Origin of the sequence: Blautia sp. KLE_1732_HM_1032 (genome assembly GCF_025147905.1) — a bacterium.
GTDB classification, from domain to species: domain Bacteria; phylum Bacillota; class Clostridia; order Lachnospirales; family Lachnospiraceae; genus Blautia_A; species Blautia_A fusiformis.
This window is the reverse complement of sequence record NZ_CP102266.1, coordinates 2,654,336-2,669,430: the sequence shown is the minus strand read 5'-3', so window position 1 is coordinate 2,669,430 and position 15,095 is coordinate 2,654,336. Positions and strand designations below refer to the sequence as shown.

Here is a 15,095-nt window from a genome sequence, read left to right as displayed (position 1 = left end):
CAGTGAGAACTCCCAGGAGGATACCAGATACTATGAAAAAAGAAGAATTAAGATACCTGCAGCGACTTGCGGAGCTATATCCTACTATAGCAAAGGCTTCAACAGAGATCATCAATCTGCAGTCTATATTAAACCTTCCGAAAGGTACCGAGCATTTCATGTCGGACATTCATGGAGAATACGATGCGTTTTCCCATGTTCTTCGGAATGGATCAGGGGCTGTACGAAAAAAGATCGATGATGTATTCGGACATACCTTAAGCAACAGCGACAAACGTTCTCTTGCCACACTGATCTATTATCCGAAGGAAAAGATGGAGGTTGTAAAAAAACAGGAAGAAGACATGGAGAACTGGTACAAGATCACACTTTATCGTCTGATCGAAGTATGCAAGACAACGGCATCCAAATATACCCGTTCCAAGGTCCGTAAGGCACTTCCTGCAGACTATGCATATGTGATCGAGGAGCTGATCACAGAGAAAGCGGAAGTTCTGGACAAAGAAGCATATTACGATGCCATCGTCAATACGATCATTGAGATCGGCCGGGCAGAGAATTTTATCATTGCCCTGGCAGAACTGATCCAGCGTCTTGTTGTGGATCATCTTCATGTGCTGGGAGATATTTATGACAGAGGTCCGGGCCCGCATTTCATCATGGATCGTTTGATGAAATATCATTCGCTGGATATCCAGTGGGGAAATCATGATGTGGTCTGGATGGGAGCTGCTACAGGACAGAAAGCCTGCATTGCAACGGTGATCCGGAACAGCATCCGTTACCGAAATATGGATATTCTTGAGGATGGATATGGGATCAATCTCATGCCCCTGGCAACCTTTGCAATGGAGGCTTATAAGGATGATCCATGTACTGCTTTTGAGATGAAGGGAGATGCCAATAACTATAGTATTCTGGAAGAAGAGCTTGGACGGAAAATGCACAAGGCTATTGCCATTATCCAGTTTAAGCTGGAGGGGCAGCTGATCCGCCGGCACAAAGAATTCCATATGGAAAATCGTTGTTTGCTTCATAGGATCGATCCGAAAAAGGGAATGATCACACTTCCGGACGGAAAAGAATATCCGCTGACCGATACATATTTTCCTACTATTGACTGGAAAAAGCCATATGAACTTACTACAGAGGAAAAGGATGTAATGGAACGCTTGGATTCCGCGTTCCGAAACTGCGAGAAACTGCAGAATCATGTCCGGCTTCTTCTGGACAAGGGAGGCCTTTATAAAACTTATAATGGAAATCTTCTGTTCCATGGAAGTATTCCGCTTAATGAGGATGGAAGTCTGAAAGAAGTCCAGATTTATGGAAAAACCTACAAAGGAAAAGAATTGTACGATGTTCTTGAGACTTATGTGCGCCGGGCGTTTTTCTCTGTAAATGAGGATGAAAAGCGTAAAGGCAGAGATATTATGTGGTATATCTGGGCAGCTCCGAATTCACCGCTGTTCGGAAAAGACAAGATGACCACCTTTGAGCGTTATTTTATTAAAGATAAGGAAACACATAAAGAAACTAAAAATGCCTACTATCATCTTCTGGAAAATGAGGATGTTGTAGATGATCTGCTCCGTGAATTCGAACTGGATCCGGAAAAAGGTCACATCATCAACGGGCATGTGCCGGTTCACCAGAGTGAGGGAGAGAGTCCTGTAAAATGCAATGGCAAAGTTCTTGTGATCGACGGCGGTTTTTCCAGACCATATCAGAAGGTTACGGGGATTGCCGGTTATACACTGGTTTATAATTCCTACGGGCTGATCCTGTCTGCTCATGAGCCTTTTACTTCTGCGGAAGAAGCGGTAGCCAAGGAGCAGGATATTGTTTCCAACAGGGTGGCAGTTCACTACAATAACAAACGTACTCTGGTCGGTGATACCGATACCGGAACTGCTCTGAAGGAAAGGATCAGTGAGCTGATCCAGCTTCTGGAAGTTTACAGAAAAGGTATCATCAAAGAGAAAAAATAAGCAGAATTGAGAAATACAAGAAGGGTTTCCTGTATGCTATAGTAAACAGAGGTAATGCAGATGAGAAAAAACAAAAGAAGAAAAAAACGGCTGAGAGCAGTTCTGATCCTGTTGATCATTCTGTTTATTCTGGCAGGACTGGGAGGGATGCTGTATGTTTCCCACAGGGATAAAGTGGAAAAAGAACAACGAAGAGAGGCCGCATTGGCTGCATTGGACAGTATTCCGGAGGTGACAGCAACTCCGGCAGCAACAGCAACACCGGTTCCGACAGCGACGCCGACACCGTCATTGACACCGGTCCCGACAATCCTTCCGGCATTTGAACCGGAAAATTATCAGGGAATCTGGTACAGCGAAGACGGGCTGACAACGATCGATATTTATGATATCAGTCTGAAATCTGTTTCCTTTACCTATAAGAGAGTGAATGGAAAAGATCCTTCCATGACCGCAGAAGCAGATGTGACTGCAGAGGTAGCAGGAAATGCCACACAGTTCCGTTTTAAGGATTCCGAAGGGAATAAGGCAAAAGGAGAGTTTGTTTTCGATAAAAGTGGTGAGCTTTATGTGAAGGTAAAAACATATGAACGGGGAGATGGATCTCTGACCTATCCGAAAACAGAGTCTATTATGACCCGGCAGGAGCCATCCCTGGAAGTATCCGAAAATTCCGAAGAAGATGCTTCCTATAATGAAAGCAACGAAAGTTCCTATGAACAGGAATCCTACAGCGAAAGCAGTGAAGATTCTTCTGATGAAAATACAGAAGAATATGAGATTCCCTACGGAGAAGAAGAAACCTATTATACAGAATGATCAAAAAAAATAAAACACGGTAAAATAAAGAATCCCCGGATTTTGGCAATCAGGGAATCCCGATACAGGAATTCCCGAAACTGTTCCACATTTCCGGGGATCTCTTTATTTGATCATTTTTTTGCGGTCTGTGCGGCCGACGAGATAATCGATGCTGGTGTCGTAATAATTTGCCAGCCGGATAAGCATTTCGATAGGAATATTACGGGATCCCGTTTCATAATGGGAATAAGAACGCTGACTGATATGAAGAATCTCACTTAATTCTCTCTGGGACAGATCCGCGTCTGTACGTAAATCCTGAATACGCTGAAATTTCATTGTGCTCACCTCTTCTTTCTATTGAAAGTATAAAACAGAACGAAATGCACCCTTGCAAAAGAGAGCAAAATGGACTATACTAAATTTATTATCTTCTAAAATTCAGAAAATGTCTATCTGAAAATTCCCTTGTTTTTAACCAATGCGGATTTCGAATATCCGCCTGACCTGAAAAGACGAAAAGATGGAAGATCGGGATCCGTTTTTTTCGCAGAAAGGAATGTATTTGTTTGCGAGTGTTTTATCAGCAGCGATCTACGGAATGGAAGTACGTGAGATCCAGGTTGAGGCAGATGTCAGTGATGGTCTGCCTTCTTTTGCTATGGTAGGATTTCCCTCTGCCCAGGTGAGAGAGGCCCAGGAAAGAGTCCGGACTGCATTTAAGAACAACCGACTTTGTCTGCCACCAAAAAAAGTAACTGTAAATTTTGCACCTGCCGATATGAAAAAGGAAGGAGCCGGTTTTGACCTGCCTGTGGCGGCTGCAGTACTTGCGGCTGCCGGAATTCTGGAACCGGATCTTCTGGAAGGAGTTATGATCGTAGGAGAGATCAGTCTGAATGGAGAGATCCATGGGGTTGCCGGAGTTTTGCCACGGGTGATCCGCGCAAGAGAGATGGGCTTACGCTTTTGCGTTATTCCGGAGGAAAATATCCGGGAGGGGAATCTGGTGAAGGATATGCCGGTGTTTGGAGTAAAAAGTCTGAATGACATGATCCGATGTCTGAGAGACCCAAACACTTATACAAATGAGTATCAGGAAAAAGAAAAAACAGAAAATAAACCGGAAAAACCAAATGTTGATTTTGCGGACATCTGCGGGCAGGAAGGAGCCCGGCGCGCGGCCGAGATCGCAGTGAGCGGTTTTCATAATATTCTTTTTATCGGACCGCCAGGATCCGGAAAGACCATGCTGGCAAGACGTCTGCCTACTATTATGCCGGAGATGACATTTGAGGAAAGCCTGGAAATCACCAAGGTATACAGTGTGGCAGGACTTCTCACGGAAAAAGATCCGCTGATCCGGCAGAGGCCTTTTCGAAGTCCGCATCATACCAGTTCCCCTCAGGCTCTGGCAGGTGGCGGCAGGATACCGGGACCGGGGGAGATCACTCTTGCACACAGAGGTGTGCTTTTTCTGGATGAGATGCCGGAATTTTCCAGAAAAAGCCTGGAGATCCTGCGTCAGCCGCTGGAAGATAAGGAGATCCATCTGTCCAGAGCTGCCGGAACTTATATTTTTCCGGCCAGTTTTATGCTGGCGGCAGCGATGAATCCCTGTCCCTGCGGATTTTACCCGGATATGAACAGATGTCGCTGTACATCAGGGGAGATCACGCATTATCTTGGAAAGATCAGCCAGCCTCTCCTGGAGCGTATTGATATCTGCACGGAAGTTCCGGCAGTGAGTTTTTCAAAAATGAAAAAGAAAATTGCAGGGGAATCCTCTGCTCAAATAAGAAAGAGGGTGGAAGCAGTACAGGAGATCCAGAGAGAACGTTACAAAAAGGAAAAATTTTGCTTCAATGGGGAGCTTGACGGAAGAAAACTGGAGAAATACTGTGTAATGACGGGAGGGGCAGACAAACTTCTGGAGCAGGCATATGAGCAGTTTCAATTCAGTACCAGAGCATATCATAAGATCCTGAAAACGGCCAGGACCATCGCGGATATGGAATCTTCCGAAAAGATAAAGGAAGAACATATCTGCGAGGCGTTGGCTTACCGGGCATATGACAAGAAATACTGGTCATAAAACAGAAAAAAGGAAGGTATTTTATATGGAAGAAATACAGCAAACAAGGATCCGGTGTGCCCGGAAGGACAGTAGTGTTTATCCGGCAAGACTTAAGGAACTTCCCGGTATGCCAAAACAATTATATTACATTGAAAGCTTTCCGGATGATGCCAAACCTACAGCGGCGATCGTGGGAGCAAGGCTGTGCAGTCCTTACGGACGGATACAGGCCTTTAATTACGGAAAATTCTTAAGCGAACATGGTGTACAGGTGATCAGCGGTATGGCGGCCGGCATTGATGCTGAGGGCCACAAGGGTGCTCTGGAAGGTGGTACCCCGACCTTTGCCGTGCTGGGAAATGGTGTGGACATCTGTTATCCTTCATCCAGCAGAGGTATTTACCGGAGGATCCCCGAAAAAAACGGAGGGATCATCAGCGAATATGAACCAGGTACCAAAGGCAGGGCATATTATTTTCCGGCAAGGAACCGGATCATCAGCGGACTGGCAGATCTGGTGCTTGTGGTGGAAGCAAAAGAAAAGAGCGGATCACTGATCACAGCTGCCTGTGCACTGGAACAGGGGAAGATGGTATACGCCATTCCAGGAGCGGTAAATGATGCGCTGAGCAGAGGCTGTCACAAGCTGATCTACGACGGAGCAGGAATTGCATACTCTCCGGAAATACTTCTGGATGAGTGGGGATTATCTGTGAAAAAAAAGACAAATTTGTCTGAAAAAAGCAAGTTAGGACTTGCAACGGATTTGGATTTGGTGTATAGTTGTCTCGATTTACGACCAAAAAATCTGGATCATATTATCAGAAAAACCGGTTTTTCACCGGGAAAAACAGCCGGGATCCTGGGACAGCTTATTTTGATGGGGCTTGTGAAGGAAACCGGGAGACAGTATTATATCAGACTTGAATAAATGCTTTTTTGCCCGGAGATTTAGCAGGAGTTTTTAAGCCGGACAGGAAGGCAGAATGAGATTAGGAGAGGTAAAATGGCCAAAAATCTGGTGATAGTAGAGTCACCTGCTAAAATGAAGACAGTAAAGAAATTTCTGGGGGCAAATTATACAGTAGAAGCGTCCAACGGTCATGTGAGGGATTTTCCCAAGAGCCAGTTTGGTATTGACGTGGACAATGATTTTGAACCGAAGTATATTACAATACGGGGAAAGGGTGAGCTTCTTGCAAAACTTCGTAAAGAAGCAAAAAAAGCAGATAAGATCTATCTTGCAACTGACCCTGACCGTGAGGGAGAAGCAATTTCCTGGCATCTGATGCAGGCTTTGAAGACAGATACTGCAAAGATGCACAGGATCACATTTAATGAAGTAACAAAAACAGCAGTTAAGGCGTCCATCAAGCAGGCCAGGGAACTGGACATGAATCTGGTAGATGCACAGCAGGCCAGGCGTATGCTGGATCGTATGGTAGGTTATACCATCAGTCCGCTGCTCTGGGCCAAGGTAAAAAGAGGCTTAAGTGCAGGCCGTGTACAGTCTGTGGCACTGCGTATCATCTGTGACAGAGAAGATGAGATCAATGCATTCATTCCTGAAGAATACTGGAGCCTGGAGGGTGAATTTCAGGTAAAGGGTGAGAAGAAACCGTTGACAGCCAAGTTCTATGGAACAGATAAAAAACTTCCGATCAGAAACCGGCAGGAAATGGATGAGATCCTGAAAAGTCTGGAAGACTGTAAATATGAGATCACAGAAGTAAAAAAGGGTGAGAGGATCAAAAACGCTCCCCTTCCGTTTACCACAAGTACTCTGCAGCAGGAAGCTGCCAAGACACTGAATTTTTCTACGCAGAAGACTATGCGCCTGGCACAGCAGTTATATGAAGGTGTGGATGTAAAAGGCAGTGGTACGGTAGGTCTGATCTCCTATCTGCGTACAGATTCTACTCGAATTTCAGAGGAAGCAGATGCAGCAGCAAGAACTTATATTTCTGAGCAGTATGGTTTGGATTATGTTTCTCAGACAGAGAAGGCGATCAAAAACGGACAGAAGATACAGGATGCTCATGAGGCGATCCGTCCTACAGATATTGCGAGGACACCAGTTCTGGTGAAGGAATCCCTGACCAGGGATCAGTTCCGTTTATATCAGCTGATCTGGAGACGTTTTGCGGCGAGCAGAATGGCACCGGCACGTTATGAGACCACGTCTGTCAAGATCGGAGCAGGTGAGTATGTGTTCACGGTTGCAGCATCCAAGGTTGCCTTTGATGGCTTTATGTCTGTGTACACAGAAGAGGGCGATGACAAAAAGGGCAATGTTTTAAGTCAAAGTCTGGAAAAGGGTATGGAGCTGAAGCTGAAAGAACTGAAGCCGGAGCAGCATTTTACACAGCCGCCGGCACATTACACAGAGGCTTCACTTGTAAAGACTATGGAAGAGCTTGGAATCGGACGTCCAAGTACGTATGCGCCGACCATCACAACGATCATCAGCAGACGCTATGTATCCAAGGAACAGAAAAATCTTTACGTCACAGAGCTTGGAGAGGTTGTTAATAATATTATGAAACAGGCTTTTCCAAGTATTGTGGATGTAAACTTTACAGCAACTATGGAGGGACTTTTGGACTGCGTGGAAGCAGGTACCGTACAGTGGAAAACGGTTGTACGTAACTTCTATCCGGATCTGAAGCATGATGTGGATGAGGCTGAGAAAGAGCTTGAGAAAGTTGATATACAGGATGAGGTTACGGATGTGATCTGTGACAACTGTGGCCGCAACATGGTGATCAAGTACGGTCCTCATGGAAGATTTCTTGCATGCCCCGGATTTCCGGACTGTCGTAATACAAAACCATATTATGAGAAGATCGGTGTTGCATGTCCGAAGTGCGGCGGCGAAATTGTCATGAAAAAAACGAAAAAAGGCAGAAAATATTACGGATGTGAGAATAATCCGGAATGTGATTTTATGTCCTGGCAGAAACCTTCTGCAAAGAAATGTCCGAAATGTGGTAATTATATGCTCGAAAAGGGAAATAAGCTGGTTTGCAGCCAGGAAACCTGCGGATATGTGGAACAAAAACCAAAAGATGAAGATTGATTGAATAAATGCTTTTCCACCAATTTTCAGAAAATCCCGTTAAAAATAAAAAAATATAAAAAAGTCTTGTAAATTTCCAGAATAACGTGTAATATTAGACTAGAAAAACGATTTCTTTCAAAGTACGAAAGTGAAAGGAGGAAAAATGAGCGTTCAGTTGCTAGATAAAACTAGAAAAATCAATAAGCTTCTGCATAACAGCAGCTCAAGCAAGGTAGTGTTTAACGACATTTGCCAGGTGCTCATGGAAACCTTAAGTTCCAATATCCTGGTACTCAGTAAGAAAGGTAAGGTTCTGGGAGTCAGTATCTGCCCGGGTGTGGATGAGATCACAGAGCTGATCGATGACAAAATCGGCGGACATATCGACCCATTATTGAATGAGAGATTTCTTGGTGTTCTTTCCACAAAGGAGAATGTCAATCTCCAGACACTTGGCTTTGAGCATGTACCCGGAAATTATCAGGGAATCGTGAATCCGATCGATATTGCAGGTGAGAGACTGGGAACGTTATTCATGTACCGCAATGATCATCCCTATGATATTGAGGATATTATTGTCAGCGAGTATGGTACAACAGTTGTAGGCTTGGAAATGATGCGTGCGGTTCATGACGAGAACGCAGAAGAAGACAGAAAACAGCAGATCGTTAAATCGGCATTCAGTACACTGTCCTTCTCAGAACTTGAGGCGATCATCCATATTTTTGATGAGCTGGATGGGGATGAGGGTATCCTGGTTGCCAGCAAGATCGCTGACCGTGTAGGTATCACCAGATCCGTGATCGTAAATGCACTGCGTAAATTCGAGAGTGCAGGTGTGATCGAATCCCGTTCATCCGGTATGAAGGGAACTTACATTAAAGTTCTTAATGAAGTGATCTTTGATGAGCTTGAGGAGATAAAAGCACAGAGAAGCAAGAAGGCATAATGTGATCAGCACTGTCAGATGCTTGATATAAGATAAAGAACGTGACAAAAGAGACTTCCCGCTAGCGTGGGAGTCTCTTTTTTGTCTGTTTCATAAAATCAAAATAAATAATGAAATTGAGAAAACAAGAGAAAACAAGAGTATAAAAGAGATAAAATCAGAATAATATAGAAAAACCATATCTTAAAAGGGTTGCGAAAATATGTGAAATTCACTAATATAGCCATAGTGATTAGCACTCGTATAAAGTGAGTGCTAGCAGACGAAGATGGAACTTATAAAGGAGGAACATAGATCATGAAGTTAGTACCTTTAGGCGACAGAGTAGTATTAAAACAGGTTGAAGCAGAAGAGACAACAGCATCCGGAATCGTACTTCCGGGACAGGCACAGGAGAAACCACAGCAGGCAGAAGTTATCGCAGTTGGTCCTGGCGGAGTTGTAAATGGCAAAGAAGTAAAGATGGAAGTAGAAGTCGGAAACACTGTTATTTACTCCAAATATGCAGGAACAGAAGTTAAGATGGATGGTACGGATTACATCATTGTAAAACAGGAAGATATCCTGGCAGTTATTAAATAATATAAACATCTTATCGTATATCAATATAAATAGGAGGTCATTTTATCATGGCAAAAGAAATTAAATATGGCGCAGAAGCAAGAGCAGCACTTGAAGCTGGTGTAAATAAACTTGCAGATACAGTAAGAGTAACACTTGGACCGAAAGGAAGAAACGTAGTACTTGACAAATCTTTCGGTGCTCCGCTTATCACAAACGATGGTGTTTCCATCGCAAAAGAGATCGAGCTTGAGGACGGATTCGAGAACATGGGTGCTCAGATCATCAAGGAAGTTGCATCCAAGACAAACGATGTAGCAGGTGATGGTACTACAACAGCGACTGTACTTGCTCAGGCAATGGTTCATGAGGGAATGAAGAACCTGGCAGCAGGTGCCAACCCGATCATCCTCAGAAAAGGTATGAAAAAAGCAACAGATGTTGCAGTAGAAGCGATCAAGAACATGAGCCAGGCAATCAACGGCAAAGAGCAGATCGCTAACGTAGCAGCAATCTCTGCAAGTGATGAGCAGGTTGGACAGCTTGTTGCTGATGCTATGGAGAAAGTTTCCAAAGACGGTGTTATCACTGTTGAGGAGTCCAAGACCATGCATACAGAGCTTGACCTTGTAGAAGGTATGCAGTTTGACCGTGGATATATTTCCGCATACATGTCCACAGATATGGAGAAAATGGAGGCAACTCTTGATGATCCGTACATCCTGATCACAGACAAGAAGATCAGCAATATCCAGGAGATCCTTCCACTTCTTGAGCAGGTTGTTCAGGCCGGTGCGAAACTTCTCATCATCGCTGAGGATGTTGAGGGTGAGGCCCTTACAACTCTGATCGTCAACAAACTGAGAGGAACCTTCCAGGTAGTAGCTGTAAAAGCTCCTGGCTATGGTGACAGAAGAAAAGAGATGCTTCAGGATATCGCGATCCTGACAGGCGGACAGGTGATCTCCGATGAGCTTGGTCTTGACCTGAAAGAAGCTAAGATGGAGCAGCTTGGACGTGCAAAATCTGTTAAAGTTGCAAAAGAGAACACAGTTATCGTTGATGGTCTCGGTGACAAAGATGCCATTGCAAAACGTGTTGCACAGATCCGTGCGCAGATCGAGGAGACAAAATCCGAGTTCGATAAAGAGAAACTTCAGGAGAGACTTGCAAAACTGGCTGGCGGCGTAGCTGTTATCCGTGTAGGTGCTGCTACTGAGACAGAGATGAAAGAAGCAAAACTTCGTCTTGAGGATGCTCTTGCAGCAACAAGAGCAGCTGTTGAGGAAGGTATCATCGCAGGTGGCGGATCTGCTTACATCCATGCTTCCAAAGAGGTTGCAAAACTTGCAACAACACTTGAGGGAGATGAGAAGACAGGTGCTTATGTGATCCTGAAAGCCCTTGAGGCTCCGTTGTTCCACATTGCTGCAAACGCAGGACTGGAAGGCGCTGTTATCATCAACAAGGTAAGAGAGTCTGAGGTAGGTACAGGCTTTGATGCTCTGAATGAGAAATATGTAAACATGGTTGAGAATGGAATCCTTGATCCTGCAAAGGTTACAAGAAGTGCACTTCAGAACGCAACAAGTGTTGCATCTACACTTCTTACAACAGAGGCTGTAGTTTCTACGATCAAAGAGGATACTCCTGCTCCGGCACCAAACCCGGGAATGGGAATGATGTAATTTCAAGCAGGCAGGTAAATAATTTACAAAATGAGAGGGCCTGCGTCATGGACGCGGCTCTCTTTTTGTGTTATAATCAAAAGAAATCAGTAAATTACGAAAGGAAGAAGCAAATGAGTGACTTATATTCAGAACTTCTGGTAAAGAAGAAACAGACAGGGAAGGATCTTGTTATAAAATACGGTCTTATTGTACTGACCGTGATCATGGTTCTGGGAGGTCTGGTGCTGAATGCACTTCTTCTGGTTCCGGCTATCGCTCTTGGTGTTGCATGCTATTTTGTAATTCCGAAAACAGACCTGGAATATGAATATCTGTTTGTTAACGGGGAACTGGATATTGATATGATCATGTCCAAGTCAAAGAGGAAAAGAGTAAAATCACTTCAGCTTGCGGAGGCTGATCTTGTGGCACCTCTGAAATCCCACAGAATGGATTATTACAACGGAAATCAGAAGATGAAAACCATAGACTTTTCCTCAGGTATTGAGGATCATAAGCGCTATGCCATGATCGTAAGAGACAGCGGAGAAACCTGCAAGGTGATCCTGGAGCTGGATGATGAACTTGCCAATACCATGAAAAATTCTGCACCGAGTAAAGTTTTTTTGGATTGACATGAATCTTGTTTTTTGTTACACTAGTTCACAAATTTAAAATATCTTACACAAAGGGAGGAAATGCAATGGGTACTATTATTGGTGAAGGCATTACGTTTGATGATGTCCTGCTGGTTCCGGCTTATTCTAAAGTAATTCCGAATCAGGTTGATGTTTCAACGTATTTAACCAAGAAAGTAAAGCTGAATATCCCCATGATGAGTGCGGGAATGGACACAGTTACAGAGCACAGAATGGCAATTGCTATGGCCAGACAGGGTGGTATCGGTATCATTCACAAGAATATGTCCATTGAGGCACAGGCAGAAGAGGTTGACAAAGTTAAACGTTCTGAGAACGGTGTTATCACCGATCCATTTTATCTTTCAGCAGAGCATACACTGAAGGATGCCAATGACCTGATGGCGAAATACCGTATTTCCGGTGTTCCGATCACAGAAGGCAGAAAACTGGTAGGTATTATCACAAACCGTGATCTTAAATTTGAGACAGATTTCAGCAGAAAGATCAAGGAGTGCATGACTTCAGAAGGACTGATCACAGCTAAGGAAGGAATCACACTTGAGGATGCCAAGAAGATCCTTGCGAAATCCCGTAAGGAGAAATTACCCATTGTAGATGATGACTTTAATTTAAAAGGACTCATTACCATCAAGGATATCGAGAAACAGATCAAGTATCCGCTTGCAGCCAAGGATGCACAGGGAAGACTTCTTTGTGGTGCTGCGGTTGGTATCACAGCAAATGTGCTTGCACGTGTTGATGCGCTTGTGAAGGCTAATGTAGATGTGATCGTAATTGATTCTGCACATGGTCATTCAGAAAACATTTTAAAAGCAGTCCGCGAGATCAAGGTAACATATCCGGAGCTTCAGGTAATCGCAGGTAATGTTGCAACAGGCGAAGCTACCAAGGCTCTGATCGAGGCTGGAGTAGATGCAGTCAAAGTTGGTATCGGACCGGGATCTATCTGTACAACACGTGTTGTTGCAGGTATTGGTGTTCCGCAGGTTACTGCAGTTATGGATTGTTATGAAGTGGCTAACAGCTACGGAATCCCGATCATTGCAGACGGCGGTATCAAATATTCCGGAGATATCACCAAGGCCATCGCAGCAGGTGCCAATGTCTGCATGATGGGAAGCATGTTCGCAGGATGCGACGAGAGCCCGGGAACATTCGAACTTTATCAGGGAAGAAAATATAAAGTATATCGTGGAATGGGATCTATCGCAGCTATGGAGAATGGCAGCAAGGATCGTTATTTCCAGGAGAATGCAAAGAAGCTTGTGCCGGAGGGTGTTGAGGGTCGTGTTGCGTATAAAGGACATGTTGAGGATACCGTATTCCAGCTGATCGGTGGTTTAAGATCCGGTATGGGTTACTGTGGAGCAGAAAATATTGAGAAGCTGAAGACAACAGGCAGATTCATCAAGATTTCAGCTGCATCTCTTAAAGAGTCACATCCACATGACATCCACATCACAAAAGAGGCTCCAAACTACAGTGTAGATGAATAATAAAGGAAAAAAAGGTAAGACCGGTAAAAAGTCACCCAGGCCGTCCCATAGCGGGCGGCCTGTTTCCGTAAAGAAAACTTCCTCCGGGTCTTCCAGAAGAAAAAAGAAGTCTTTGAGAAAAAAGAACCCGATCAAGATCCTACAGAGGATTGTGCTGATATGTATCATTGTGATCGTTGCTTTTGCTGCGTGTGCGTTAGGATACGCATTTTTTGAGATGCGCATGGAACAGAGTGAAACTCAGTCCGGACAGGAAGAAATATCCGGGAATGCCAGCGGAAATGGCGGACCGGAACAATGGCAGGCAGAAGGAGCACCTTTTATTGATGTGGAGCTTCTGACACCGAATTCCTATTCCAGACCACAGATTTCTATCGAACAGGTAAATTATATAGCCATTCATTATACGGCCAATCCGGGATCTACTGCCATATCCAACCGGAATTATTTTGAAAATCTTGCGACAACGCAGGACAACAAAGTCAGCAGTCATTTTGTGATAGGTTTGGAGGGAGAAGTGGTACAATGTATTCCCACTTCAGAAATATCCTATGCCACAAATTCCAGAAATGTAGATACCATATCCATTGAATGCTGCCATCCGGATGAAACAGGGCAGTTTAATACAGCAACCTATGATTCGGCGGTAAAGCTGACAGCGTGGCTTTGTACACGCTTTGGACTGACTTCGGATCAGGTGATCCGTCATTATGATGTCACAGGTAAAGACTGTCCGAAGTATTACGTGGAAAATCCCGATGCATGGATCCAGATGAAATCAGACATTGCAGCACAGATCCAGACAGATTATGCATTACAGGGGAAATAAAGTGTTATTGTTTATTTTGTGAGCAACAAGAAGTCTGGAAAAATAATTTCTGAAAATAGGGGCTTGAAAATTAAGAAGAAGTATTGTAGTATAACAGCAGAAGCTGCATGACTGGCGGAAAGTAGGATTACCTACAGGGAGTGCAGTGAAGTGAGAAGCCGACCGCCTGGGCAGCCTGATAAGGGGTGTCCAGGCGGTTTTTTGTTACCGTTCATATCCTGGGATAAGCCCCGGGCCTTACATTAGACAAGGAGGACTGTGAAAAATGACGACATTTTCACTTGAAAAAGAACTGAAAGAAAATTCCTATCCGGGAAGAGGAATTGTGATCGGACGTTCCGCTGACGGGAAACATGCAGTTACTGCATATTTTATTATGGGAAGAAGCGAGAACAGCAGAAACCGTATTTTTGTTGAGGATGGGGAAGGAATCCGTACACAGGCTTTTGATCCGTCCAAGCTTACAGACCCGAGCCTGATCATTTATGCACCGGTACGTGTCCTTGGAAATAAGACCATCGTAACAAACGGTGATCAGACAGATACGATCTATGAGGGAATGGACAGACAGCTCACCTTTGAACAGTCTCTCCGCAGCAGAGAGTTTGAGCCGGATGCGCCGAACTATACACCTCGTATTTCAGGTGTTCTTCATGTTGAAGACGGTAAATTCAATTATGCGATGTCTATTTTAAAGAGCAATAACGGAAATCCGGATTCCTGTCTTCGTTATACATTTGCCTATGAGAATGCGGCGGCAGGACAGGGACGTTTTATCCATACTTATAAATGCGATGGAAATCCACTTCCAAGTTTCGAGGGAGAGCCGAAGCTGGTAGAGATCCCAAGCGATATTGATGAGTTTACGGATCTCCTCTGGAAGAGCCTGAACCAGGATAATAAAGTTTCTCTCTTTGTTCGTTTTATTGACATTGAGACAGGAAAATATGAATCCAGGATCGTAAACAAGAATAAATAAGAAAATAGGGATATCACAG

At 44.2% G+C, this 15,095-nt stretch carries 13 protein-coding genes and 1 riboswitch; of the genes, 12 read left to right on the top strand and 1 reads right to left on the bottom strand.

Translation table 11 applies throughout. The annotated features are described in order from the left end of the window. Positions 1 to 32: 32 nt before the first annotated feature. Positions 33 to 1,991: a fructose-bisphosphatase class III gene (locus tag NQ489_RS12740; protein WP_021651819.1), complete on the top strand. Its 1,959-nt coding sequence runs from the start codon at positions 33 to 35 to the stop codon at positions 1,989 to 1,991. A gap of 60 nt (positions 1,992 to 2,051) precedes the next feature. Next, positions 2,052 to 2,810, top strand: coding sequence for a hypothetical protein (locus NQ489_RS12735; protein ID WP_049947001.1), 759 nt, complete (start codon positions 2,052 to 2,054; stop codon positions 2,808 to 2,810). A gap of 105 nt (positions 2,811 to 2,915) precedes the next feature. On the opposite strand, the gene NQ489_RS12730 is transcribed toward NQ489_RS12735, so the two are convergent. Next, the gene (locus NQ489_RS12730) at positions 2,916 to 3,131 is read right to left on the bottom strand and encodes a helix-turn-helix domain-containing protein (RefSeq protein WP_015524345.1); all 216 of its coding nucleotides are present in this window, start codon (positions 3,129 to 3,131) and stop codon (positions 2,916 to 2,918) included. Positions 3,132 to 3,315: 184 nt separating this feature from the next. On the opposite strand from NQ489_RS12730, the gene NQ489_RS12725 reads away from it, so the two are divergent. The 10 genes from NQ489_RS12725 to NQ489_RS12680 all read left to right on the top strand — a co-directional run bounded on the left by NQ489_RS12725 (position 3,316) and on the right by NQ489_RS12680 (position 15,076). After that, positions 3,316 to 4,887, top strand: a complete 1,572-nt coding sequence (locus NQ489_RS12725; protein ID WP_021651817.1) for a YifB family Mg chelatase-like AAA ATPase — start codon at positions 3,316 to 3,318, stop codon at positions 4,885 to 4,887. 25 nt (positions 4,888 to 4,912) lie between these two features. Continuing rightward, the gene (gene dprA / locus NQ489_RS12720; protein WP_044961671.1) at positions 4,913 to 5,800 is read left to right on the top strand and encodes a DNA-processing protein DprA; all 888 of its coding nucleotides are present in this window, start codon (positions 4,913 to 4,915) and stop codon (positions 5,798 to 5,800) included. 75 nt (positions 5,801 to 5,875) lie between these two features. Then, a complete protein-coding gene (gene topA / locus NQ489_RS12715) occupies positions 5,876 to 7,948 on the top strand; it encodes a type I DNA topoisomerase (protein WP_021651815.1) in 2,073 nt (690 codons plus the stop codon). 145 nt (positions 7,949 to 8,093) lie between these two features. Next, entirely contained in the window at positions 8,094 to 8,879 is a 786-nt protein-coding gene (gene codY / locus NQ489_RS12710) for a GTP-sensing pleiotropic transcriptional regulator CodY (RefSeq protein WP_015524350.1), read from the top strand. A gap of 297 nt (positions 8,880 to 9,176) precedes the next feature. Further along, a complete protein-coding gene (gene groES / locus NQ489_RS12705) occupies positions 9,177 to 9,461 on the top strand; it encodes a co-chaperone GroES (protein WP_021651813.1) in 285 nt (94 codons plus the stop codon). A gap of 47 nt (positions 9,462 to 9,508) precedes the next feature. Further along, complete coding sequence (groL, locus tag NQ489_RS12700; RefSeq protein ID WP_021651812.1) at positions 9,509 to 11,128, top strand: chaperonin GroEL; 1,620 nt, start codon at positions 9,509 to 9,511, stop codon at positions 11,126 to 11,128. A gap of 113 nt (positions 11,129 to 11,241) precedes the next feature. Continuing rightward, entirely contained in the window at positions 11,242 to 11,745 is a 504-nt protein-coding gene (locus NQ489_RS12695; protein WP_044961649.1) for a DUF6106 family protein, read from the top strand. Positions 11,746 to 11,813: 68 nt separating this feature from the next. Further along, positions 11,814 to 13,268: an IMP dehydrogenase gene (gene guaB / locus NQ489_RS12690; protein ID WP_021651810.1), complete on the top strand. Its 1,455-nt coding sequence runs from the start codon at positions 11,814 to 11,816 to the stop codon at positions 13,266 to 13,268. Between the two features lie 112 nt (positions 13,269 to 13,380). After that, positions 13,381 to 14,097: a peptidoglycan recognition protein family protein gene (locus NQ489_RS12685; RefSeq protein ID WP_044961668.1), complete on the top strand. Its 717-nt coding sequence runs from the start codon at positions 13,381 to 13,383 to the stop codon at positions 14,095 to 14,097. A gap of 97 nt (positions 14,098 to 14,194) precedes the next feature. Further along, a riboswitch (ZMP/ZTP riboswitch) is annotated at positions 14,195 to 14,276 on the top strand. A gap of 86 nt (positions 14,277 to 14,362) precedes the next feature. Then, complete coding sequence (locus tag NQ489_RS12680) at positions 14,363 to 15,076, top strand: IMP cyclohydrolase (RefSeq protein WP_015524355.1); 714 nt, start codon at positions 14,363 to 14,365, stop codon at positions 15,074 to 15,076. The last annotated feature ends 19 nt before the right edge of the window (positions 15,077 to 15,095 follow it).

What these genes read in the sequence shown, in the direction of transcription:
- NQ489_RS12730 (WP_015524345.1), bottom strand. Translation starts at nt 3,131, where the DNA reads ATGAAATTTCAGCGTATTCAGGATTTACGTACAGACGCGGATCTGTCC.
- NQ489_RS12695 (WP_044961649.1), top strand. Translation starts at nt 11,242, where the DNA reads ATGAGTGACTTATATTCAGAACTTCTGGTAAAGAAGAAACAGACAGGG.
- groL (WP_021651812.1), top strand. Translation starts at nt 9,509, where the DNA reads ATGGCAAAAGAAATTAAATATGGCGCAGAAGCAAGAGCAGCACTTGAA.
- guaB (WP_021651810.1), top strand. Translation starts at nt 11,814, where the DNA reads ATGGGTACTATTATTGGTGAAGGCATTACGTTTGATGATGTCCTGCTG.
- codY (WP_015524350.1), top strand. Translation starts at nt 8,094, where the DNA reads ATGAGCGTTCAGTTGCTAGATAAAACTAGAAAAATCAATAAGCTTCTG.
- NQ489_RS12740 (WP_021651819.1), top strand. Translation starts at nt 33, where the DNA reads ATGAAAAAAGAAGAATTAAGATACCTGCAGCGACTTGCGGAGCTATAT.
- topA (WP_021651815.1), top strand. Translation starts at nt 5,876, where the DNA reads ATGGCCAAAAATCTGGTGATAGTAGAGTCACCTGCTAAAATGAAGACA.
- NQ489_RS12680 (WP_015524355.1), top strand. Translation starts at nt 14,363, where the DNA reads ATGACGACATTTTCACTTGAAAAAGAACTGAAAGAAAATTCCTATCCG.
- NQ489_RS12735 (WP_049947001.1), top strand. Translation starts at nt 2,052, where the DNA reads ATGAGAAAAAACAAAAGAAGAAAAAAACGGCTGAGAGCAGTTCTGATC.
- groES (WP_021651813.1), top strand. Translation starts at nt 9,177, where the DNA reads ATGAAGTTAGTACCTTTAGGCGACAGAGTAGTATTAAAACAGGTTGAA.
- NQ489_RS12725 (WP_021651817.1), top strand. Translation starts at nt 3,316, where the DNA reads ATGGAAGATCGGGATCCGTTTTTTTCGCAGAAAGGAATGTATTTGTTT.
- dprA (WP_044961671.1), top strand. Translation starts at nt 4,913, where the DNA reads ATGGAAGAAATACAGCAAACAAGGATCCGGTGTGCCCGGAAGGACAGT.